22 protein-coding genes, 2 tRNA genes and 1 pseudogene are annotated in these 20,578 nt (G+C 67.2%); 22 read left to right on the plus strand and 3 right to left on the minus strand.

Translation table 11 applies throughout. The annotated features are described in order from the left end of the window. Nucleotides 1-68 precede the first annotated feature (68 nt). From SNE35_RS12915 to SNE35_RS12925, 3 genes are read left to right on the plus strand one after another with little or no spacing between them, the layout of a single operon-like run. Nucleotides 69-254: a hypothetical protein gene (locus SNE35_RS12915; protein ID WP_320423324.1), complete on the plus strand. Its 186-nt coding sequence runs from the start codon at nucleotides 69-71 to the stop codon at nucleotides 252-254. Beyond that, on the plus strand, nucleotides 254-1,264 hold the full coding sequence (locus SNE35_RS12920; RefSeq protein ID WP_431312747.1) for a DNA topoisomerase IB: 1,011 nt from the start codon (nucleotides 254-256) through the stop codon (nucleotides 1,262-1,264). Before SNE35_RS12915 ends, SNE35_RS12920 begins: the two co-directional genes overlap by 1 nt. A gap of 50 nt (nucleotides 1,265-1,314) precedes the next feature. Then, nucleotides 1,315-2,241, plus strand: a complete 927-nt coding sequence (locus SNE35_RS12925) for a hypothetical protein (RefSeq protein ID WP_320423325.1) — start codon at nucleotides 1,315-1,317, stop codon at nucleotides 2,239-2,241. A 173-nt stretch (nucleotides 2,242-2,414) separates the two neighbouring features. On the opposite strand, the gene SNE35_RS12930 is transcribed toward SNE35_RS12925, so the two are convergent. Continuing rightward, complete coding sequence (locus SNE35_RS12930) at nucleotides 2,415-3,137, minus strand: pirin family protein (RefSeq protein ID WP_320423326.1); 723 nt, start codon at nucleotides 3,135-3,137, stop codon at nucleotides 2,415-2,417. 101 nt (nucleotides 3,138-3,238) lie between these two features. Here SNE35_RS12930 and SNE35_RS12935 point away from each other — a divergent pair, with 101 nt between their 5' ends. From SNE35_RS12935 to SNE35_RS12960, 6 genes are all read left to right on the plus strand, one after another. Further along, the gene (locus tag SNE35_RS12935; protein WP_320423327.1) at nucleotides 3,239-4,216 is read left to right on the plus strand and encodes a LysR family transcriptional regulator; all 978 of its coding nucleotides are present in this window, start codon (nucleotides 3,239-3,241) and stop codon (nucleotides 4,214-4,216) included. A 137-nt stretch (nucleotides 4,217-4,353) separates the two neighbouring features. After that, nucleotides 4,354-5,577: an amino acid ABC transporter substrate-binding protein gene (locus SNE35_RS12940; RefSeq protein WP_320423328.1), complete on the plus strand. Its 1,224-nt coding sequence runs from the start codon at nucleotides 4,354-4,356 to the stop codon at nucleotides 5,575-5,577. 29 nt (nucleotides 5,578-5,606) lie between these two features. Then, the gene (locus tag SNE35_RS12945) at nucleotides 5,607-6,470 is read left to right on the plus strand and encodes a branched-chain amino acid ABC transporter permease (RefSeq protein WP_320423329.1); all 864 of its coding nucleotides are present in this window, start codon (nucleotides 5,607-5,609) and stop codon (nucleotides 6,468-6,470) included. Then, the gene (locus SNE35_RS12950; RefSeq protein ID WP_320423330.1) at nucleotides 6,467-7,426 is read left to right on the plus strand and encodes a branched-chain amino acid ABC transporter permease; all 960 of its coding nucleotides are present in this window, start codon (nucleotides 6,467-6,469) and stop codon (nucleotides 7,424-7,426) included. Before SNE35_RS12945 ends, SNE35_RS12950 begins: the two co-directional genes overlap by 4 nt. Next, the gene (locus SNE35_RS12955) at nucleotides 7,423-8,163 is read left to right on the plus strand and encodes an ABC transporter ATP-binding protein (RefSeq protein WP_320423331.1); all 741 of its coding nucleotides are present in this window, start codon (nucleotides 7,423-7,425) and stop codon (nucleotides 8,161-8,163) included. Before SNE35_RS12950 ends, SNE35_RS12955 begins: the two co-directional genes overlap by 4 nt. Beyond that, entirely contained in the window at nucleotides 8,160-8,882 is a 723-nt protein-coding gene (locus tag SNE35_RS12960) for an ABC transporter ATP-binding protein (RefSeq protein ID WP_320423332.1), read from the plus strand. Before SNE35_RS12955 ends, SNE35_RS12960 begins: the two co-directional genes overlap by 4 nt. Nucleotides 8,883-8,945: 63 nt before the next feature. Here SNE35_RS12960 and efp read toward each other — a convergent pair whose 3' ends face one another. Both efp and earP read right to left on the minus strand, forming a co-directional pair. After that, nucleotides 8,946-9,500 carry an elongation factor P gene (gene efp, locus SNE35_RS12965; protein WP_320423333.1) on the minus strand — a complete coding sequence of 185 codons (555 nt, stop codon included), beginning with the start codon at nucleotides 9,498-9,500 and terminating at the stop codon, nucleotides 8,946-8,948. Between the two features lie 67 nt (nucleotides 9,501-9,567). Next, a complete protein-coding gene (gene earP, locus SNE35_RS12970; protein ID WP_320423334.1) occupies nucleotides 9,568-10,575 on the minus strand; it encodes an elongation factor P maturation arginine rhamnosyltransferase EarP in 1,008 nt (335 codons plus the stop codon). 31 nt (nucleotides 10,576-10,606) lie between these two features. On the opposite strand from earP, the gene uvrC reads away from it, so the two are divergent. The 13 genes and pseudogenes from uvrC to SNE35_RS13035 all read left to right on the plus strand — a co-directional run bounded on the left by uvrC (nucleotide 10,607) and on the right by SNE35_RS13035 (nucleotide 20,572). After that, nucleotides 10,607-12,526, plus strand: a complete 1,920-nt coding sequence (gene uvrC, locus SNE35_RS12975) for an excinuclease ABC subunit UvrC (RefSeq protein ID WP_320423335.1) — start codon at nucleotides 10,607-10,609, stop codon at nucleotides 12,524-12,526. A 43-nt stretch (nucleotides 12,527-12,569) separates the two neighbouring features. Next, entirely contained in the window at nucleotides 12,570-13,076 is a 507-nt protein-coding gene (locus SNE35_RS12980; RefSeq protein WP_320423336.1) for a hypothetical protein, read from the plus strand. A 23-nt stretch (nucleotides 13,077-13,099) separates the two neighbouring features. Beyond that, on the plus strand, nucleotides 13,100-13,669 hold the full coding sequence (gene pgsA, locus SNE35_RS12985) for a CDP-diacylglycerol--glycerol-3-phosphate 3-phosphatidyltransferase (RefSeq protein ID WP_320423337.1): 570 nt from the start codon (nucleotides 13,100-13,102) through the stop codon (nucleotides 13,667-13,669). Then, nucleotides 13,666-14,556: a DMT family transporter gene (locus tag SNE35_RS12990; RefSeq protein WP_320423338.1), complete on the plus strand. Its 891-nt coding sequence runs from the start codon at nucleotides 13,666-13,668 to the stop codon at nucleotides 14,554-14,556. Before pgsA ends, SNE35_RS12990 begins: the two co-directional genes overlap by 4 nt. Nucleotides 14,557-14,783: 227 nt before the next feature. After that, nucleotides 14,784-15,056, plus strand: coding sequence for an HU family DNA-binding protein (locus SNE35_RS12995; protein WP_320423339.1), 273 nt, complete (start codon nucleotides 14,784-14,786; stop codon nucleotides 15,054-15,056). 11 nt (nucleotides 15,057-15,067) lie between these two features. Next, nucleotides 15,068-15,143 (plus strand) — tRNA-Val (locus SNE35_RS13000). An 88-nt stretch (nucleotides 15,144-15,231) separates the two neighbouring features. Continuing rightward, a complete protein-coding gene (locus SNE35_RS13005) occupies nucleotides 15,232-17,151 on the plus strand; it encodes a SurA N-terminal domain-containing protein (RefSeq protein ID WP_320423340.1) in 1,920 nt (639 codons plus the stop codon). Between the two features lie 83 nt (nucleotides 17,152-17,234). Beyond that, nucleotides 17,235-17,310 (plus strand) — tRNA-His (locus SNE35_RS13010). 63 nt (nucleotides 17,311-17,373) lie between these two features. Continuing rightward, a complete protein-coding gene (gluQRS, locus tag SNE35_RS13015) occupies nucleotides 17,374-18,273 on the plus strand; it encodes a tRNA glutamyl-Q(34) synthetase GluQRS (RefSeq protein WP_320423341.1) in 900 nt (299 codons plus the stop codon). A gap of 29 nt (nucleotides 18,274-18,302) precedes the next feature. Further along, nucleotides 18,303-18,653, plus strand: a pseudogene (locus SNE35_RS13020) (FKBP-type peptidyl-prolyl cis-trans isomerase); the annotation flags it as partial. Between the two features lie 30 nt (nucleotides 18,654-18,683). Beyond that, a complete protein-coding gene (locus SNE35_RS13025) occupies nucleotides 18,684-19,031 on the plus strand; it encodes an FKBP-type peptidyl-prolyl cis-trans isomerase (RefSeq protein ID WP_431312748.1) in 348 nt (115 codons plus the stop codon). Between the two features lie 93 nt (nucleotides 19,032-19,124). Further along, nucleotides 19,125-19,877, plus strand: coding sequence for an MgtC/SapB family protein (locus SNE35_RS13030; protein WP_320423342.1), 753 nt, complete (start codon nucleotides 19,125-19,127; stop codon nucleotides 19,875-19,877). Nucleotides 19,878-19,993: 116 nt separating this feature from the next. Continuing rightward, on the plus strand, nucleotides 19,994-20,572 hold the full coding sequence (locus SNE35_RS13035) for an FxDxF family PEP-CTERM protein (protein WP_320423343.1): 579 nt from the start codon (nucleotides 19,994-19,996) through the stop codon (nucleotides 20,570-20,572). Nucleotides 20,573-20,578 lie beyond the last annotated feature (6 nt).

Raw genomic sequence — 20,578 nt, forward strand, 5'->3', positions numbered from 1 at the left:
CTGTGTGCGGGCCGCGCCTCGACGGATGATCGCAGCCATCGAAAGGGAGCCATCGAAGGAGAAGCGTCATGACACTGTCCGCACTGCTCGCCATGCTCATGCTGGCCCTGGTCGCACTGCCCGTCGGTGCCCTGGCCGCGATGGTCTGGACCGCGATTCCGACCGCCGGCATCGGCGACACCTTCCCGGACGAGCGCCTGCTGGCGTCGATCGGCGCGATGGACCCCAACCCGCAATCGAGGCTGTGGACCTGATCCATGTCAGCGATGCGATGCCCGGCATCCGGCGCGTGCGCCGAGGCCGCGGCTTCGCCTACCGCGGCAGCCAGGGCCGCTGGCTGAACGATCCCGAGGAGATCGCGCGCATCCGGCGGCTGGCCATTCCACCGGCCTATTCCGAAGTCTGGATCTGCCCGCTGCCCAACGGCCACCTGCAGGCCACCGGCCGCGATGCGCGCGGGCGCAAGCAGTACCGCTATCACCCCGACTGGATGGCCGCGCAGGGCGAGGCCAAGTTCGAGCGCCTGCTGGCCTTCGGCCACGCGCTGCCCCGCATCCGCGCCCGGGTCGCGCGCGATCTGCGTCAGGGCACGGCCACCTTGAGCCAGAACCTCGTGCTGGCGACGCTGGTTCGATTGCTGGACACGACGCTCGTGCGCGTCGGCAACGACGAGTACACGCGCGAGAACGGTTCCTTCGGCCTGACGACGCTGCGCAATCCGCACGCCAAGGTGAAGGGTCGGCGGCTGCGGCTGAGCTTTCGCGGCAAGAGCGGCGTGATGCACGACATCACGATCGAGGATCCGCGCCTGGCGCGCGTCGTGCGTCGGTGCCAGGACTTGCCGGGCCAGGATCTCTTCCAGTACCAGGACGAGGACGGCGAGGTGCGGCGGATCGGCTCCGCCGACGTCAACGACTACATCGCCGCGGCCGCCGGTGCGCGCTTCACCGCCAAGGACTTCCGCACCTGGCATGGCAGTGCGCTGGCGCTGGAGCTGGCGTGCAAGGCCCGGCATTGCAACGGCGGACAAGGCTTCCTGATCAAACCGGCGTTGAGCGAGGTGGCAAGCCGCTTGCGCAACACGCCCGCCGTCTGCCGCAGCTCCTACATCCATCCGAAGGTGCTGTCACTGTGGCAGCAACTGGCCGCGGCGTCGGCCGACGAGGCCGGCAGCCTCGTCGAAGCCATGGCTGCAAGATCGGCGGAGCAGCGCCTGCTTCGATTCCTACGGCCCATTCCGACCCGGTCCCACAAGCGCGCGTAGCGGCGGGTTCCATGATGGCCCCATCCCACTTTTCGATGGAGACAGCCACCATGAACTTCACCATTCCGGAACGCCTGCGGCCGCAGGACGTGCCCGTGCTCGACGCACCGGTCGCCTCGACGCTTCACCACCATGAACATCCCGTGTGCTGGCGGGCCGTGCTCGCCGGCGCCGCGGGTGCGGCGGCCCTGTCGCTGATCCTGCTGGTGCTGGGCATGGGCCTGGGACTGTCGGCGGTGTCACCGTGGCAGCAGGTGGGCATCACCGCGGGGACCTTCGGCCTCGCGACCATCCTGTGGATCACGCTGACGCAGGTCGCTGCATCGGGCCTGGGTGGCTACCTGGCCGGCCGCCTGCGCCGAGGCTGGCAGCGCGCCTCGCTCGACGAGACGCACTTCCGCGATACCGCGCATGGCTTCCTCGCCTGGTCCGTGGCGACGCTGGCCACCGCCGCGTGCCTGACGACGGCGATCGGTTCGGTGCTGGGTACCAGCGCGCAGACCGGCGGAGCCTTGCTGGGCGGTGCAGCGGCCACGGCCGCCACCGCAGCATCGACGGGCACGCCGAGCCGCTACTTCGAAGCCGCGTTGTTCCGCCCGGCTCCGAACATGCAGGCTTCCGGCGAGCCGGTACCGGCCGGCACGCTGACCGAGATCGCCGACATCTTCCGCAACGCCGGCCGCTCGCCGACCTTGCCGCCGGCGGACCAGACCTACGTGGCGCAGCTGGTGGCCCAGCATGACGGCATCAGCCAGCAGGATGCGGAGAAGCGCGTCGCCGACACCTATGCCGCGGTGCAGACCACCTTGCAGCGCGCGCAGCTGGCTGCCGATGACGCGCGCAAGGCCGGCGCCTATGGCGCGCTGTGGCTGTTCGTCTCGCTGCTGCTGGGCGCCTTCACGGCCAGCCTGGCCGCGACCTTCGGCGGCCGCCAGCGCGACCGCGACGAGAGTCTGCTGAACACCAACCTTTCTTGAGGAGAAACGATCATGCGTTCACTACTGCTCTGGTTCCTCGGCGTGCCGATTCCGGTGATCATCCTGATCGCGCTGCTCTACCACTGATGGTTGTTGGAGTTCGCCAGGCTCACTCCAACCTACGTAGCTACAACATCCGTAGGTTGGAGTGAGTGAAGCGAACTCCAACAGCATCAAGCCGCCAGGTCAAACACCAAAACCTCGGCGCCCTCACCTGCTTCCAGCTTCAGGCCGGCCTCCTTGGAGACCTGCAGCGCATCACCGCCACTGAGCTGCTGTCCGTTCACCGTCAGCTTGCCGCGGATCAGGTGCACATAAGTCTGGCGCCCTGTCGCCAGCGGCAGCTCCGCCGATTCGGCTCCATCGAACAAGCCCGCATACAGCTTCGCATCGGTATGGATCAGCACCGATCCTTCCGCACCATCGGGCGACGCGACCAGGCGCAGCTTGCCGCGCTTCTCGCCTTCGGCGAAATGCTTCTGCTCGTAGCCCGGCGCGATGCCGCGCTGGTCGGGCACGATCCAGATCTGCAGGAAATGCGTCGGGTTGGCCTTCGAGTGATTGAACTCGCTGTGCATCACGCCGGTGCCGGCGCTCATGCGCTGCACGTCGCCCGGGCGGATCACGCCGGCGTGCGCGCCGCCGGCCGTGCCGTTGCCCATGCTGTCCTTGTGGGCCAGCTCGCCGTCCAGCACGTAGCTGATGATTTCCATGTCGCGGTGGCCGTGCGTGCCGAAGCCGGTGCCGGCGGCGATGCGGTCCTCGTTGATCACGCGCAGCGAGCCGAAGCCCATGCGGCGCGGGTCGTGGTACTCGGCGAACGAGAAGCTGTGGAAGGACTTCAGCCAGCCATGGTCAGCGTAGCCGCGGTCGGAGGATTTGATCAGTTCAAGCATGGCGTCGTTTCCTTGTTGTCTTCGATAGGAAGAATGTAGGTTCGCGACCCCGCGCCACCCATCAGCCGCTGCTGAAGAGATCGTTCAAATAAGATGAAGCGATGCACAGCACTCCGCAAGACAAGCGCCGCGTCCTGACCCCCGAGGCCCTGGCGATGATGGACACGATCGCCCGCACCGGCAGCTTCGCCGCGGCCGCCCGCGAGATGGGCAAGGTGCCCTCCGCGCTGACCTACAGCGTGCGCCAGCTGGAGGACGCGCTGGACGTGCTGCTGTTCGACCGCCGCTCGCGCCAGGCCGAGCTGACGGCTGCGGGCCAGGAGCTGCTGGTCGAAGGCCGGCGGCTGCTGCTGGAGATGGACGCCGTGGCCAACCGCGTGCGCCGCATCGCCACCGGCTGGGAAAGCGAGCTGACGATCTGCATCGACGATGCGATCGCCCGCCGTGCGGTGTTCGACCTGATGGAGGCCTTCTACCAGCAGCCGGCGGGCATCGACATTCCCGGCGGGCCGCCGACGCGGCTGAAGCTACGCGTCGAGGTCCTGTCCGGCACCTGGGAGGCGCTGACGACCGGCCATGCGGACCTGGCCATCGGCGTCTCCACGCAGCCGCCGGGCGCCTCGGTGCATTGCGAGTTGCTGGGCGACATGGAGTTCGTCTTCTGCGTGGCACCGCACCACCCGCTGGCCGCGCAGGCCCAGCCGCTGGCGGCCGCGCTGATCGCCGAGCACCGCATCATCACCGTGGCCGACACGGCACGCAGCCTGGCGCCGGTGACGATGGGCGTGGTGCCCGGGCAGGATGTGCTGACGATGCCGTCGATGGCGGCAAAGCTGGAGGCGCTGATGCGCGGCCTGGGTTGCGGCTCGCTGCCCGCGCCGATGGTGCGCCGCCACATCGAGGCCGGCCGCCTGGTGCAGCTTCAGACCTTCCAGGGCCCGCGCGTGTTCCCGAGCAACTACGCCTGGCGCAACACGGGCCAGCCGCCCGGCCGCGCACTGGCCTGGTGGCTGCAGCAATTGCAGAGCGCGGCGACGCGGCGGGCGCTGATCGAACAGCACGAAGGCCTGCTTCTGTAGCCTGCCGTGAACGCGCCGTGCGCAGAGCGCGCAACTTCGGCGTTTGCCCTTACGTAGGTCCCACAAGCCTCGCACGCCAGTAGCGGGAGGAAGATGTGTCCACACATGTTCATCAGAAGAACTGGAAGGAGACCGTCATGAATCGTTGGCAAGACGCCCTGTTCGCCCCCACCGTCCTCGCCGCTGTTGTAGCTTCGGCTTTGGCAGGCGCCGCAACCTCGGCATCCGCCCAGGACATCGTGCTGGGCGCCTCGGTCCAGATCACCGGCCCGGTGGCCAACACCGGCCGCTACTACCGCGATGCCTACCAGCTCGCCGTCGACAAGATCAATGCCGCCGGCGGCGCCAAGATCGGCGGCCAGTCGCACAAGCTGGCGCTGAAGGTCTACGACAACCAGTCCGATGTGAACCTGAGCGTGCGCCAGTACACGCAGCTGGTGACGCAGGACAAGGTCAATCTGCTGCTGGGCCCCTTCGCCAGCAATTTCGCGCTGGCCGATTCGGCCGTCTCCGAGAAATACCAGATCCCGATGGTCCAGGGCGGCGGCGCTTCGGACCAGATCTTCTCGCGCGGCTTCAAGTACATCTTCGGCACGCTGGCTCCGGCCAGCAACTACTACGGCAGCACGATCGAGATGCTGAAGAAGCTGAAGCCGGTGCCGGCCTCGGTGGCGCTGCTGTACGCCGACGACGCCTTCGACGTCTCGGTGGCCGACGGCACGCGGCCCAAGCTGAAGGCGGCCGGCCTGAACGTCGTGATGGACGAGCGCTACAGCACCAACGCCACCGACTTCAACTCGCTGCTGTCGCAGATCAAGAGCAAAAACGTGGACGTGGTGCTGGTCGCCGGCCACGAGACCGAGATCCTGAACTTCGTGCGCCAGGCCAAGAGCCTGGCCGTCGCGCCGAAGATGTATTCGTTCACCGTCGGTGTGCCCAGCGAGGACTTCCGCAAGGCGCTCGGCAAGGACGCCGACTACGCCTTCGGCATGACCGCCTGGCTGCCCACGGCCACGCTGAAGGACCGCTGGTTCGGCGACGCCGCCGCCTTCGCCGCCGAGTACAAGGCCAAGTTCGGCTACGAGCCCGACTACCACGCGGCCTCCGGCGTCGCCGACGTCGAGGCGCTGGTCGAGGCGATGGAGAAGGCCGGCAGCACCGATCCGAAGAAGGTCCGTGACGCGCTGGCCGCCGTGCGCTTCCCGAGCATCTACGGCCCGATCGCGTTCAACGCGCAAGGCCAGATCGACCTGCCGCAGATCGTGATCCAGGTGCAGGGCTCGGAGCTGGTCGAGATCTACGACAGCAATGGGCCCGTGAAGCCCGCGAAGTACCCGATGCCCGCGTGGAACGCGCGCTGAAGCGCGGCTAGCAACAGCGATATCCGACCGTGGATCTCTTCGCGCAAGTCCTCGTCAACGGCGTCCTGCTCGGCGGCCTCTATGCGGTGATGGCGCTGGGGCTGGCGCTGGTGTGGGGCGTGCTGAACATCGTCAACCTGGCTCACGGCGCCTTCATCATGCTGGGCGCCTACTGTTCCTGGTATCTGTACAACGACGCTCACATCGACCCCTTCCTCGGCCTGCCGATCACGGCGGCGGTGCTGTTCGTGCTCGGCTACGCGCTGCAGCGCGGGCTGCTGAATCTGGTCGTCAAGGCGCCGATGTTCAACACGCTCCTGATCACCTTCGGCATCGAGGTGGTGTTGACCTACCTGGCGCAGCTGGCCTTCTCGGCCGATTTCCGCACGATCAACCCGCCCTATGCCGGCAACAGTTGGCAGATCGGGCCGGTGACCCTGCCGCTGGCGCGTGCGGTGGCCTTCGTCATCGCGATCGTGCTGACGGTGGGCATGTGGCTGTTCCTGCTGCACACGCGGCTGGGCCGCTCGATTCGGGCCACGGCACAGAACCTCGTCGCAGCACGGCTCTACGGCGTGGAGCCGCGGCACCTGTATGCGATGACCTTCGCGATCGGCCTGGCGCTGGCCGGCGCGGCGGGCGGGCTGTACGGCACGGTGTCGCAGGTCAACCCGTACATCGGCGCCTCGCTAACCGGCAAGTGCTTTGCGATTTCGATCATCGGCGGGCTCGACAACCCGTTGGGCGTGATCGTCGGCGGCCTGTTCCTGGGCATCGTCGAATCGATGACGGCGCTGTACATCGGCCCGACCTTCCCTGACGTAGCCAGCTTCGGCATCCTGCTGCTGGTGCTGATCGTGCGGCCCAGCGGCCTGCTGGGGAAGACAGCATGACGACCGCCACCAACAAGCTCGCGCCGATCGCGGTGCTGGTCGCCGCTGCCGCCCTGGTCGCCCTGCCCTTCGTCGGCTCGGACTCACTGATCCAGTTCGGCATCAACACCTTGCTGCTGGCCTCGCTGGCGCAGGCCTGGAACATCATCGGCGGCTACGCCGGCTATGCCTCCTTCGGCAACTCGGTGTTCTACGGCCTGGGCAGCTATGGCGTCGGCATCGCGATGGTGCAGTGGCAACTGCCCTTCGGCGTCGGCATGGCGATGGGCGCGGGCCTGGCCGTGATCTTCGCCTGCTCGCTGGGCGTGGCGGTGCTGCGGCTGCGCGGCCACTACTTCGCGATCGCGACCCTGGCGATGTCGCAGGTGATGACGGCGATCGTCTCCAACATCGGCATCGCCGGCCAGAACATCGGCCTGGTGCTGCCGCCGCTGAACAACGATCGCCTGTTCTACGGGCTGGCGCTGGCGCTGCTGGCTGCGGTGACCTTGACCGTGTTCTGGCTGACGCGCAGCCGCTTCGGCTTCGGCCTGATCGCGATCCGCGAGAACGAGGAAGGCGCGGCGGTGATGGGCGTCAACACCACGCTGTACAAGGTGCTGGCCTTCACGCTGGCCGGCATCTTCAGCGCACTGGCCGGCGGCATCCACGCCTACTGGATCACCTTCATCGACCCGGCCAGTGCCTTCGACATCACGCTGAACGTGCAGATGATCATCATGGCCGTGTTCGGCGGGCCGGGCACGGTCTTCGGGCCGATCGTCGGCGCCTTCGTGCTGTCGGGCGTGTCGGAGTTCCTGTCCAGCGAGGTCACCAACATCGCCGGCCTGTTCTTCGGCGCGGTGATCGTCGCGGCCGTCGTGCTGATGCCGCGAGGCCTGGCCGACATCATGCGCAACGTGCGGCGCACGGGCTGGCGCTATTTCATGCAGAACATCCGGGCACACAAGCTATGAGCGGACCGATTCTTGAGGTCAGCCATGCGACGCGGCGCTTTGCCGGGCTGACCGCCGTCAACGACGTCAGCTTCACCCTGGCGCCGGGCGAGATCCTCGGCCTGATCGGCCCCAACGGCGCCGGCAAGACGACACTGATCAGCCTGATCAGCGGCACCCTGCCGCCGTCCGAAGGGCAGATCCGCTTCGAGGGCCAGGACATCCACCAGTTGCCGGCCTTCCGCCGCGCGCGCCTGGGCATCGGCCGCACCTTCCAGATCATGCGGCCCTTCCCCGGCCTCTCGGTGCTGGACAACGTCGCTGTCGGCGCGCTGTTCGGCCAGGGCGGCGGGCAGGCCAAGCTGGCGCTGGCGCGCGAGCAGGCGCGCGAGTGCCTGGACTTCGTCGGCCTGGGCTCCACCGCCGACCAGCGCGCCGATTCGCTCAGCGGCCCGGGCCGCAAGCGGCTGGAGCTGGCCAAGACGCTGGCGATGAAGCCCAAGCTGCTGCTGTGCGACGAGGTGATGGCCGGGCTGAACCACGTGGAGATTGACGAGGTGATCGATGTGATCCGCAAGGTGCGCGACCAGGGCATTGCGGTGCTGGTGATCGAGCACGTGATCAAGGCGATCAAGAGCCTGTCGGACCGGCTCCTGGTGCTGCACCACGGCGAGAAGATCGCCGACGGCAAGCCGGACGAGGTGCTGGCCGATGCGACCGTTGTCGAGGCCTATCTGGGCAAGAGGCGCGAGGCATGACGACGAGCGATGTTTTGCTGAAGATCGAGTCGCTGAGCGCGGGCTACGGCGAATTGCTGGCGCTGCACGACGCGACGATGGAGATCCGCAAGGCCGAGATCGTCGCCCTGGTCGGCAGCAATGGCGCCGGCAAGACGACGCTGCTGCGCGCCTTGTCGCGCGTGATCGGGATCGGCAGCGGGCGCATCGCGTTCGACGGCCAGGATCTCGGCGCGCTGACCTCCGACGAGGTCTTCGGCCTCGGCCTCGTGCAGGTGCCCGAAGGCCGGCAACTGTTCGACCGGATGACGGTGCGCGACAACCTGCTGATGGGCGCCCACCTGCGCAAGGACGCCGCCGCTGTCGCTCGCGACCTGGATCGCGTCTACGCCATGTTCCCCCGGCTGCAGGAGCGGCAGAAGCAGCTGGCCGGCAGCATGTCCGGCGGCGAGCAGCAGATGTGCGCGCTGGCGCGGGCGCTGATGGCGGCGCCGAAGCTGATGATGGTCGACGAGATGAGCCTGGGCCTCGCGCCGGTCGTCTGCGAGCAGCTGATGGGCGTGCTGACCAGCATCCGCGACGAGGGCGTGACGGTGCTGCTGGTCGAGCAGGACGTGCAGCTCGCACTGGCCGTGGCCGACCGCGGCTACGTGATGGAAACCGGCCGGATCACGATCACCGGCACGGCTGAGCAGCTGCGCAACGATCCGGCGGTGCGGCAGGCCTATCTGGGGCTCTGAAGCGGCAACCAGAAACGACAAAGGGCAGCCGAGGCTGCCCTTTTGCGTTGGCGTGCTGACGAATCAGACGCGCTTGCGGTATTCGTGCGTGCGGGTGTCGATTTCGATCTTGTCGCCGTTTTCGACGAAGGACGGGACCGAGATTTCGAAGCCGGTGCCGACCACGCGGGCGGGCTTCATGACCTTGCCGGAGGTGTCGCCCTTGGCGGCCGGCTCGGTTTCGATTTCGCGGACGACGGTGGTGGGCAGTTCGACCGAGATGGCCTTGCCGTCGTAGAACACGACTTCGACGGCCATGTTGTCTTCGAGGTAGGAGATCGCGTCGCCCATGTTCTCGGCTTCGACCTCGAACTGGTTGTAGTCGGCGTCCATGAATACATACATCGGATCGGCGAAGTACGTGTACGTGCACTCCTTCTTGTCCAGGATGATCTGTTCCATCTTGTCGTCGGCCTTGAAGACGGTTTCCTGACCGAAGCCGTTCAGCAGGCTCTTCATCTTCATGCGGACGGTAGCCGCGCCACGGCCGCCGCGGCTGTATTCGGTCTTCAGCACGACCATCGGGTCCTTGCCCTGCATGATCACGTTGCCGGCGCGGATTTCTTGAGCGATCTTCATAGGAGTTCCTGGATTTCCGGAAGGGTATTTGGAAAGCTGAGCGAGCGCGCCAGCAAAGCCCGGCATTCTAGCCTGAAACGGCCAGCAGGCCCGTCGTCAGGTTGGTCTGGGCCGCCAATCGGTCACGCCAGCGCAGCACTTGCGCGGTCCATTCCGCCGGCTCGGGCCAGGCCGGCGGCCAGTCGCCGAGACCGTTCCAGGCGCGCCAGAGCGCTCGGGTCGGCGCATCGAGTCCGGCGAGCGACATGTAGGCCTCCAGCTTCGGGCCGTGGGCGCCGTCGTCCTGCGGGTAGATGTGCCAGACGAAGGGCCGGCCGGCCCAGTGCGCCCGCACGAAAGAATCCTCGCCGCGGACGAAGTTCAGCTCGCAAGACCACAGCAGCCGGTCGTAATCGTCCTGGCCCATGAAGGGCACGGCCTGGCAGCGCAGCCCGCCGCGGGGTGCCGGCACGGCCATGCCGCCGCAGACGAGCAGCAGCGTCGGTTCGCAGGCCAGGTCGTCCAGCAATTGCGGCAGCCGCTCGTTCGGGTAGGCGAACAGGCTGACGAGCCGCTCGCCGGTCCTCCGCTCGATGCCCCGCCCTGCGAGCCAGGCGGCGGCGTCGAAACGTTCGCGCGCCGCCAGCAGGCCCGGCTCGCGCAGCAGGCCGCCGGTCTTTGGTGTAAAGCCAGGATAGAAGAAGCGCTTGTCCAGGCCGACGCCAGGCCCGCTGGACTGCGGCGAGCGCAGGCCGTGGCTGCGCTCGACGTAGCTTTCGGCGCTGAGGTATTCCAGGTTCAGCCACAGCGGACGCCGCTGGGCCATCCGCGCGACGAAGGGCTCGGGCAGTTCGCAGCCGAAGGTTTCGACGACGACGTCGCCGCTTGATTCGGCTGCGAGCGATGCGCCCCACGGCAGCACCTCGATGCCTGGCGGCACACCGGTCGGCGCCATCCAGCGTAGCGCGCTCGCATCGTCGATGAAGAGCCGCACCAATCGCCCCCGCGCTGCCAGGTCGCGTGCCAGGCGCCAGGCGACGCCGATGTCACCGAAGTTGTCGATCACCCGGCAGAACAGATCCCACTGCTGATTCATCTCGAAATTATCGACGGCACAATCTCGCCCCATGTCCGAAGCGATTCCCGCCGAAACCATCGATCCCCGCGAGCGCCTGCTCGCCGAAGTTGCCGCGCTGCCGCTGCTGCCCGGCGTCTACCGCTATTTCGATGCGCAGGACCAGGTGCTCTATGTCGGCAAGGCGAAGAACCTGAAGCGCCGCGTCTCCAGCTACTTCCAGAAGGACCACGGCGGCACGCGCATCGGGCTGATGGTCGGCCGGATCGCGCGGATGGAAACTACCGTCGTGCGCACCGAGGCCGAGGCGCTGCTGCTCGAGAACAACCTGATCAAGGCGTTGAACCCGAAGTTCAACATCCTGTTCCGCGACGACAAGAGCTACCCCTATCTGAAGATCAGCGGCCACGAGTACCCGCGCGTCAGCTACTACCGCGGTGCGGTGGACCGGCGGCACCGCTACTTCGGCCCCTTCCCGAACGCCTGGGCGGTGAAGGAATCGATCCAGCTGATCCAGAAGGTGTTCCAGCTGCGCACCTGCGAGGACACCGTCTTCAACAACCGCAGCCGCCCCTGCCTGCTGCACCAGATCCGCCGCTGCTCCGCGCCCTGCGTGCCCGAGGGCCGCACGCCCGAGTACGCGCGCGACGTGCGCCACGCCGAGCGCTTCCTGCTGGGCGAGACGCAAGAGGTGATGGACGGCCTGCAGGCGCAGATGATGGCTCACGCGGAGCGGCTGCAGTTCGAGCAGGCGGCGGAGATCCGCAACCAGATCACCTCGCTGGCCAAGGTGCTGCAGCAGCAGGCCGTGGACGAGAACAGCGCCACCGGCCGCGACCGTGACGTCGACATCCTCGCCGTGCGCGTGCAGGGCGGCCGCGCCTGCGTGAATCTGGCGATGGTGCGCGGCGGCCGCCACCTGGGCGACCGCGCCTACTTCCCCAAGCACGTCGAGGAAGCGACCGCGGTGCTGCTGGACGACGAGGCGGACGGCCCGTCACCGCAGGCTTCACCCGAGCGCCAGGTGCTGGAAGCGTTTATGACGCAGCACTACCTCGACGCGCAGGTGCCTTCGCTGCTGATCGTCAGCGAAGAGGTGGACCCGCTGCTGGCCGAGGCGCTGAGCGCGCAATCGGGCGGCAAGGTGACGACGCAGGCGCAGCCCCGCGGCCAGCGCCGCATCTGGCTGGAGATGGCCTGCAAGGGCGCGGACCTGGCGCTGGCGCGCCTGCTTTCGGAAGAAGGCTCGCAGCAGGCCCGCACGCGTGCGCTGCTCGACGCGCTGGACGTCAACTGCGAGGACATCGCCACCTTCCGCATCGAATGCTTCGACATCAGCCACACGGCCGGCGAATCGACGCAGGCCTCCTGCGTTGTGTTCCAGAACCACCAGATGCAGAGCAGCGAGTACCGCCGCTACAACATCGAGGGCATCACCGGCGGCGACGATTACGCGGCGATGCGCCAAGTGCTGACGCGCCGCTACTCGAAGCTGGCCGAGGCGGCACAGCTCGGCACCGGCCGGCTGCCGGACATCGTGCTGGTGGACGGCGGCAAGGGTCAGGTCTCGATGGCGCGCAGCGTGTTCGAGGAACTGGGGCTGGACCTGTCGCTGATCATCGGCGTCGAAAAGGGCGAAGGGCGCAAGGTCGGGCTGGAGGAACTGGTGTTCGCGGACGGGCGCGAGAAGGTGTACCTCGGCCGCGACTCGGCCGCGCTGATGCTGGTCGCGCAGATCCGCGACGAGGCGCACCGCTTCGCGATCACCGGCATGCGAGCGCGGCGCGCCAAGGTGCGCACCGGCAGCTCCAAGCTGGAGGATGTGGCCGGCATCGGCCCGAAGAAACGCGCTCAACTATTGCAACGCTTCGGCGGCGTGCGCGGCGTGGCCCAGGCCAGCGTCGACGAGATCGCCAGCGTCAAGGGAATTGGCAAGGAACTGGCTGAGGAGATTTATCGTGTCCTGCACTGAACGGCGTGAATGCCGTCGAACATCGTTGTCCAGCTTATCCAGCTTGGGTCTGGCAGCACTTCTTGGTGGTCTGCTGGCCGGCTGCGCAAGCGCCCCACCGGCGGCGCCCAAGCCCCCGGTCATCCCGGTCCGTCCGGCCGAGCCCGTAGCGCCGCAGCAGCCGGCCCCGCCGCCGGCACCAGCGCCGGCGGCCGCCGACGTGCCCAAGCTGACGCCGCCCACGCCAAACAAGACGGTGGATGAGCTGCGTCGCCAGGCGGCGCTGCGCCTGGTCGCCGCCAATCCGGACCGCACCTACATGACCGATCCGCCCGCCATACTGCTGGCGATTCCGGTGCTGGAGATCGAGCTGTACAACAACGGCGCCGTCAAGCGGATCAACGTGCTGCGCAAGCCCGGCCAGGCGCCGGAATCGGTGCAGATCGCGATCGATGCGGTCCACCGTGCCGCGCCTTTCGGCGACGTGTCGCGACTGCCCGAGCCGCACAAGTTCTCCGAGACCTTCCTGTTCGACGAAACGCTGCGCTTCAAGCCGCGGACCTTGGACTGATCAGCAGTGCACAATCCCAGCCCATGTTCCTGACGCTTCCCACCCTGCTCACCTGGGCCCGCATCGTCGCCATCCCGCTGATCGTCGGCGTCTTCCAGCTGGACCAGCTGCAGGACGGGACCCAGAACCTGATCGCCACGGTACTGTTCATCGTCGTCGCGCTGACCGATTGGCTCGACGGCTACCTGGCCCGCAAGCTGAACCAGACCTCGGCCTTCGGCGCCTTCCTCGATCCGGTGGCGGACAAGCTGATGGTGTGCGCCGCCCTGCTGGTGCTGCTGGAACTGGGCCGCGTGGACACGCTGGTGGCGCTGGTGATCGTCGGCCGGGAGATCACGATCTCCGCGCTGCGCGAATGGATGGCGCAGATCGGCGCTTCGCGCAGCGTGGCCGTGCACATGGTGGGCAAGCTGAAGACCACCGTGCAGATGATCGCGATTCCCTTCCTGCTGTTCGATGGCAAGCTATTCGAGATCATCAACACGCACATCTGGGGCACGGTCCTGATCTACCTGGCCGCCGTGCTGACGATCTGGTCGATGGTGTACTACCTGCGCAAGGCGATTCCCGAGATTCGCGCCAAGACGAAGTGACCGGCCAAGTGACTGGTCAGGGGGCGGCCGGCGACTCGCGCTGGATCGCCGCGATGCCGGCGGTCTTCGTCGCGATCTGGTGCACCGGCTTCGTCGTGGCGCGGCTGGCCATGCCGCATGCGCCGCCGATCAGTTTCCTGTCCATCCGCTTCGCGCTGTCGGCGCTGTGCTTCGGCGCCTGGGTGTTCGCCTCGGGCGCGCGCTGGCCGAGCGAGCCGGCGCAGTGGGGACATCTCGCGGTACTGGGCCTCACGACCCAGGCCGGCTACCTGATCTGCGGCTGGGCCGCCGTCAAGTACGGCATGGGCGCCGGCACGATGGCGCTGATCGCCGGCCTGCAGCCCTTGCTCACCGCCCTGTGGCTGCACACGCAGGGGGAGCGCCTGAAGCCGCTGCAGTGGACCGGCCTGCTGCTGGGCCTGGCCGGCCTGGTGCTGGTCGTGCTGCACAAGCTCGGTGCGGGCGAATTGAATGCGCTGAACATGGGCCTGGGCGCGGGCGCGCTGCTGACGATCACCTTCGGCGGGCTCTACCAGAAGCGTTTCGTCAAGCCGAACGATGCGCGCACGGCGATGTTCGTACAGATGGCTGTCGCGGCACTCATCAGCGCTCCGCTGGCGCTGCTGGAGCACGAGCCCATCGTCTGGCATCACGAGCTTTTCATCGCGCTCGGCTGGTCGGTGCTGGTGCTGACCTTGGGCGGCAGCTCGCTGCTTTTCCTGATGCTGCAACGGGGCGCGGCGACGCGCGTCACGAGCCTGATGTACCTGGTGCCGCCGGCGGCCGCGCTGCTGGCCTGGGCGCTGTTCGGCGATCCGGTCGGCGCGGTCTTCTGGCTGGGCATGGCGATGAGCGCGCTGGGCGTCTACTGGGTCGTCCGACGCTGAGTTTCAGTGCCCCGGAACGGCACGCGCGGGCGGCTTCGCGAGCGCTTTTGTATCCGGACTTTTCCCCTCCAGGACCCTCTGGTGAATGGGCATAGAATCCGCTTCCCCGCGTGATTCGCGAGGCCGGCCCAAGAGGGGCTGAGCCCCCTGCAGAGAGCTCGCGGCCCGACAAATCCTGCATCGCGGCACACCGCGAACCCACCGCAACCAGTTGAGGGGATATCTACGTGAACAAATCCGAACTGATCGAGCACATCGCCAAGCAGGCCGATATCTCCAAGGCAGCGGCGGGTCGCGCATTGGAAGCAGTGATCGGCGGCGTCAAGCAGACGCTGAAGAAGAACGGCAGTGTCTCGCTGGTCGGTTTCGGCACGTTCACGGTCACCAAGCGCGCAGCCCGTTCGGGCCGCAATCCCCGCACCGGCGACACCATCAAGATCAAGTCGGCCAAGGTGCCGAAGTTCCGCCCCGGGAAGGCGTTGAAAGACGCGGTAAACTGATCGACTTTCCCGGGTGCTTAGCTCAGTTGGTAGAGCAGCTGCCTTACACGCAGCATGTCAGCGGTTCGAGCCCGTTAGCACCCACCAGATTCCCACGAGAAGGCGAACAGGAGTCGACAAACTCCGGTTCGCCTTTGTCATGTCTGCAGCGAGCCTGTGATCGCCTGAGGTTTTGATGTTTGAATTCGTTCGTCGCAATACGCGCCTGTTCCAGTTCCTGCTGCTGATCCTGATCCTGCCCTCGTTCGCCCTCGTCGGCATGCAGGGCTACACCAGCATGATGAGCGGCGCCAACGCCACCGTCGCCAGCGTGGACGGTCAGAAGATCACGCAGGCCGACTGGGACCAGACGCTCAGCGAGCAGTCCGCGCGCATCCGCAACCAGAACCCCAACGTCGACCCCAAGCTGTTCGACACGCCCGAGGCGAAGAAGGAAGCGCTGGACCTGCTCGTGCGCCAGCGCGTGATCCAGGCCGCCGCGACCCAAGCCCACTTCAACATCAGCGACGAGCAGCTGAACCGCACCTTCTGGACCGACCCTCAGTTCGCCATGCTGCGCACCGAAGACGGCAAGGTCAACGACGCCGTGCTGGTCGCCCAGGGCATGAGCTTCGCCGGCTTCGCCGACCGCCTGCGCCGCGAGATGGCGACGCAGCAGGTCACCCAGCCGATCCAGCGCTCGGCCACCGCCGCGAACAGCAATTCGGCCGTCGCCTTCGACGCGCTGCTGCAGCAGCGCTCGGTGCGCCTGCAGCACTTCGGCGCCAAGGATTTCGCCGCCAAGATCGAACCGAGCGACGCGGAGATCGAGGCCTTCTACAAGGACGAGAAGAACGCGAACGCCTTCAAGCTGCCCGAGACCGCGCAGATCCAGTACCTGGTGCTCGACCTCGACGCGCTGAAGAAGGACGTCACGGTCAACGAAGACGACCTGAAGAAGTACTACGACGAGAACGCCTCGCGCTTCAACGTCGCTGAACAGCGCCGCGCCAGCCACATCCTGATCAAGGCCGACAAGAGCGCACCCTCCGCCGATCGCGCCAAGGCCAAGGCCCGCGCCGAGGAACTGCTGGCCGAAGCCCGCAAGAACCCGGCCGGTTTCGCCGACCTGGCCAAGAAGAACTCGCAGGACGAAGGCTCGGCCCCGAACGGCGGCGACCTCGACTGGTTCGCGCACAACGGCACGATGGTCAAGCCCTTCGAAGACGCCACCTTCGCGATGAAGCAGCAGGGCGAGATCAGCAATCTCGTCGAGTCCGACTTCGGCTATCACATCATCCAGCTGACCGGCATCCGCGGCGGCGACAAGAAGAGCTTCGCCGAAGTGCGGCCCGAGATCGAAGCCGAAGTCCGCAAGCAGCTGGCGCAGAAGCGCTTCAGCGAAGTGGCCGAGCAGTTCAACAACACCGTCTACGAGCAACCCGACAGCCTGCAGCCCGCCGCCGACAAGCTGAAGCTGCCGATCCAGACCGCCACCGTCCAGCGCACGCCCGCGCCCGGCGCCGTCGGCGTGCTGGCCTCGCCCAAGCTGCTGGAAGCCGTGTTCGCGAACGACTCGCTGCAGAGCAAGCACAACACCAACGCGATCGAGACCGGCGCCAACCAGATGGCTGCCGCCCACGTCACGCAGTACAACCCGGCCCGCGTGCCGGCCCTGGCCGACATCAAGCCCAAGGTCCGCGAAATGCTGGTGGCCAAGCTGGCCGCCGCGCAGGCGGTCAAGGCCGGCCAGGAGCGCCTGGCCGCGCTGCAGAAAGGCGGCGCCGACGCCGCCGGCCTCGAAGCGCCGGCCACCGTCTCGCGCGCCAAGCCGGGCGAGCTGTCGCAGAAGCTGATGGAAGCGGTGATGGCCGCCGATGCATCCAAGCTGCCGGCCTACGTCGGCGTGGATGCCGGTGACGGCAACTACGTGGTCGCCCAGATCGACAAGGTCGAGCCGCGCGATCCCGCCATCATCGATGCCAAGCGCGCCGCCCAGCAGTACGGCCAGGCCTGGGCCTCCGCCGAGACGCTCGCCTACTACAACGCTCTGAAGACGCGCTTCAAGGCGACGGTGAAGGTGCAAACGCCCTCCACAACGGGCACAGCACCCTGATCGACCAGGAATCTTCGCAAAATCTTCATGATTTTCCGAAAGTGACCAAAAACTCCGGCTAGAATGGCAGGCTCAACACAGCGGTGGTTGTAGCTCAGTTGGTAGAGTCCAGGATTGTGATTCCTGTTGTCGTGGGTTCGAGTCCCATCAGCCACCCCAAGTAAATCAGAGAGCCCGGAGTCGCAAGACCCCGGGCTCTCGTCATTTGCGGCAGCCACCCGCATGGCCTACATCGGAAGATTCGCGCCCTCACCCACCGGCCCGCTGCATGCGGGTTCGCTGGTCGCCGCGCTTGCGAGCTGGCTGGATGCTCGCGCGCAGGGTGGTCGCTGGCTGGTGCGCATCGAGGACGTGGACACGCCGCGCTGTCCGCCGGGCACCGACCGCCTGATCCTCGACCAGCTCGCCCGCTGCGGCCTGCTGCCAGACGAAGCGCCGCTCTGGCAGTCCGCTCGAACTGAGCGTTATGCCGAAGTGCTGGAGCAGCTGAAGCTGCAAGGCTGGGCCTACCCCTGCGGCTGCTCGCGCAAGGACATCGCCGCACTGGCCGCCGCGCCGCACGAGCGCCACGGCGAGCTGGTCTACCCCGGCACCTGCCGCGACGGCCTGCACGGCAAGCAGGCCCGCGCCTGGCGCCTGCTCACCACGGCCGACCAGGCTCATACGCAGCCGCTCTCGATCGACTGGCACGACCGCCGCCTCGGCGCGCAGCGCCAGTGCCTCAGCACCGCTGTCGGCGACTTCGTGCTCAAGCGTGCCGACGGCCTCTGGGCCTACCAGCTCGCCGTCGTCGTCGACGACGCGGACCAGGGCATCACCGACATCGTCCGCGGCGAGGACCTCGCCGACAACACGCCACGCCAGATCCGCCTGCAGCAACTGCTCGGCCTGCCGCTGCTGCGCTCTCTGCACACGCCGCTGGTGCTCGGTGCCGACGGCGAGAAGCTGTCCAAGCAGAACGGTGCCGCGGCGCTCGATCTGAGCAGCCCGGAGGAGGCGCTGCGCCAGGCGGCGATGCACCTGGGCCTGACCTTGCAGGCGCGCGGTTTGCCGGAACTCCTTTCCGAAGCCGTGGCCGCGTGGCCGGCGCAGCTCAAGCGGTGGCATGATGCCGCCCACTGAATATTTCACCTGAAGAGAAGAAGGACCTCATGAACACGAGCACCACGGCCAGCGGCCTGCAGTACGAAGATACCGTCGTCGGCGACGGCGCCGTGGCCAAGTCCGGCCACGACGTCACCGTGCACTACACCGGCTGGCTTTTCAAGGACGGCGCCAAGGGCGAGAAGTTCGATTCCAGCCTCGACCGCGGCGAGCCCTTCCAGTTCGAACTCGATGCCGGCATGGTCATCGGCGGCTGGGATGAAGGCGTGCAGGGCATGAAGATCGGCGGCAAGCGCACGCTGGTCATCCCGCCCGAACTCGGCTACGGCGCGCGCGGCGCCGGCGGCGTGATCCCGCCGAACGCGACCCTGCTGTTCGAAGTGCAGCTGCTGGCCCTGGCCGGCGGCGACGAGCCGATCGAGCTGAACCTGCACACGACCGGCAGCGGCCTGCAGTACGAAGACACGGTCGTCGGCAGCGGCGACGAGGCCAAGGCCGGCCAGCGCGTCACCGTCCACTACACCGGCTGGCTCTACAAGGACGGTTCGCGCGGCAAGAAGTTCGATTCGAGCAAGGACCGCCGCGATCCGTTCCGCTTCAAGCTGGCCGGCGGCGAAGTCATCAAGGGCTGGGACGAAGGCGTGCAGGGCATGAAGGTCGGCGGCACGCGCATGCTGGTGATCCCGGCCGAGTTGGGCTACGGCGCACGCGGCGCCGGCGGCGTGATCCCGCCCAACGCGACGCTGCTGTTCGAGGTGGAACTGCTCGCTGTCTGATTTCATTCAAGGTACGTAACAAGGGCCCGCTCAGCGGGCCTTTTTTCATTAAGCTGACACGACACAAGAACGAACGGCGGAGGCGAGACGGACATGCTTGCACTCGACCAACTGTTGCACTACTGGCTTGCCGACCAATGGGCAGCCAACGTGCTGATGTTCATGCACTTGCTCGGCGCGATGCTGCTGGGCCTGGCGCTTGGCTACGAACGCACCTACCACGGCCGCGCCGCCGGCATGCGCACCTACGCGCTGGTCTGCATGGCCTCCTGCGCGGTCACCGTGCTGGTGGCCTATCCGCACCAGTGGTTCGGTGGCCACCTCGGCCTCTCGGGTACGCCGCCGTTCACCGATCCCACCCGCGTGATGCAGGGCGTGCTGACCGGCGTCGGCTTCCTCGGCGCGGGCGTCATCATGCGCGAGGGCATGAACATCAGCGGCCTCACCACCGCCGCCTCGCTGTGGGTGGCGGCCGCGCTGGGCATCGTCGTCGGCATGGGCTTCTACCTCACCGCCTTCGTGCTGACCCTGCTGTGCGCCAGCCTGATGATGTGGGGTGCCAAGCTCGAATCGAAGCTGCCTTCGCACCCGGCCATCGCCGTCACGATCCGCGGCGTGCCGCAGCGGCACTTCGAGCAGGCGGAACTGGCCGCTTTCGCCATCAAGCTCGGCTACCGCTTCGCACCGGGCTCGCTGAACATCGAGTACCGCGAGCAATGCGAGGAATGGCGCTTCGTCTGCACCGCGATGGAGAACTACAAGGGCCAGACGCTGACGCGCTTCTCCAGCCGCCTGAACGAGCTTCACGGCCTGGCCTATTTCAAGGTCACGCACGCCAGGAACTAGCGACACGCGTAGACCGGACCATGACAGCCCGGTCATCTCATCGTCATCGGCGACTTCGATAGTTCTCGGGTCGGCACCACGCGGTGCCGCCGTCCGAAAACCATCAAGGAGTCACGATGAAAACGACCGCCCTCCTCGCCGCACTGGCACTGGCGCTTGCTGCCGCCGCCTCGGCCCAGGCCACGACGATCGCGCTGCCGGCCGACGGCAACTGGCAGGAATTCACCGTCGACAACTTCGTCGCGCCCTCCTTCGGCACCGACTGGATCGACTACACCGACGGCTCTGCCCTGCACTTCGACTTCACCGTCCCGGCCGGCTTTGTCGCCACGCTGACGGTCGTCGACAACGGCTTCGCCGGCGACACCTTCACCGTGCGCAACGGCGCGATGATGCTGGGCGCGACCTCCTCGGTGGCGACCGGCACGATCGCCGGCGACACGGTCTTCGACTTCGACGAAGCACTGGCCAACCCGGCCTACAGCCGCGGCGTCTTCACGCTCGGCGCCGGCAGCTACAGCATCAACGGCTCGCTGCTGCAGTCGGTGCTGGACGACGGCGGCCAGCCGCTGAACTCGACCAGCGGCGCGCTGAAGCTCAATGTCAGCGCCGTGCCCGAGCCCGCCAGCATCGCCCTGCTGCTCGCCGGCCTCGGCGTCGTCGGTTTCCTGTCCGCCCGCGCCCGCCGCAACTGAGAGGAG

Source organism: Roseateles agri (assembly GCF_034043675.1).
Taxonomy (GTDB): Bacteria; Pseudomonadota; Gammaproteobacteria; order Burkholderiales; family Burkholderiaceae_C; genus KK5.

What these genes read in the sequence shown, in the direction of transcription:
- SNE35_RS12935 (WP_320423327.1), top strand. Translation starts at nt 3,239, where the DNA reads ATGCACAGCACTCCGCAAGACAAGCGCCGCGTCCTGACCCCCGAGGCC.
- SNE35_RS12940 (WP_320423328.1), top strand. Translation starts at nt 4,354, where the DNA reads ATGAATCGTTGGCAAGACGCCCTGTTCGCCCCCACCGTCCTCGCCGCT.
- SNE35_RS13030 (WP_320423342.1), top strand. Translation starts at nt 19,125, where the DNA reads ATGCTTGCACTCGACCAACTGTTGCACTACTGGCTTGCCGACCAATGG.
- SNE35_RS12955 (WP_320423331.1), top strand. Translation starts at nt 7,423, where the DNA reads ATGAGCGGACCGATTCTTGAGGTCAGCCATGCGACGCGGCGCTTTGCC.
- gluQRS (WP_320423341.1), top strand. Translation starts at nt 17,374, where the DNA reads ATGGCCTACATCGGAAGATTCGCGCCCTCACCCACCGGCCCGCTGCAT.
- efp (WP_320423333.1), bottom strand. Translation starts at nt 9,500, where the DNA reads ATGAAGATCGCTCAAGAAATCCGCGCCGGCAACGTGATCATGCAGGGC.
- SNE35_RS12930 (WP_320423326.1), bottom strand. Translation starts at nt 3,137, where the DNA reads ATGCTTGAACTGATCAAATCCTCCGACCGCGGCTACGCTGACCATGGC.
- pgsA (WP_320423337.1), top strand. Translation starts at nt 13,100, where the DNA reads ATGTTCCTGACGCTTCCCACCCTGCTCACCTGGGCCCGCATCGTCGCC.
- earP (WP_320423334.1), bottom strand. Translation starts at nt 10,575, where the DNA reads ATGAATCAGCAGTGGGATCTGTTCTGCCGGGTGATCGACAACTTCGGT.
- SNE35_RS12925 (WP_320423325.1), top strand. Translation starts at nt 1,315, where the DNA reads ATGAACTTCACCATTCCGGAACGCCTGCGGCCGCAGGACGTGCCCGTG.
- uvrC (WP_320423335.1), top strand. Translation starts at nt 10,607, where the DNA reads ATGTCCGAAGCGATTCCCGCCGAAACCATCGATCCCCGCGAGCGCCTG.
- SNE35_RS13035 (WP_320423343.1), top strand. Translation starts at nt 19,994, where the DNA reads ATGAAAACGACCGCCCTCCTCGCCGCACTGGCACTGGCGCTTGCTGCC.
- SNE35_RS13005 (WP_320423340.1), top strand. Translation starts at nt 15,232, where the DNA reads ATGTTTGAATTCGTTCGTCGCAATACGCGCCTGTTCCAGTTCCTGCTG.
- SNE35_RS12960 (WP_320423332.1), top strand. Translation starts at nt 8,160, where the DNA reads ATGACGACGAGCGATGTTTTGCTGAAGATCGAGTCGCTGAGCGCGGGC.
- SNE35_RS12950 (WP_320423330.1), top strand. Translation starts at nt 6,467, where the DNA reads ATGACGACCGCCACCAACAAGCTCGCGCCGATCGCGGTGCTGGTCGCC.
- SNE35_RS12915 (WP_320423324.1), top strand. Translation starts at nt 69, where the DNA reads ATGACACTGTCCGCACTGCTCGCCATGCTCATGCTGGCCCTGGTCGCA.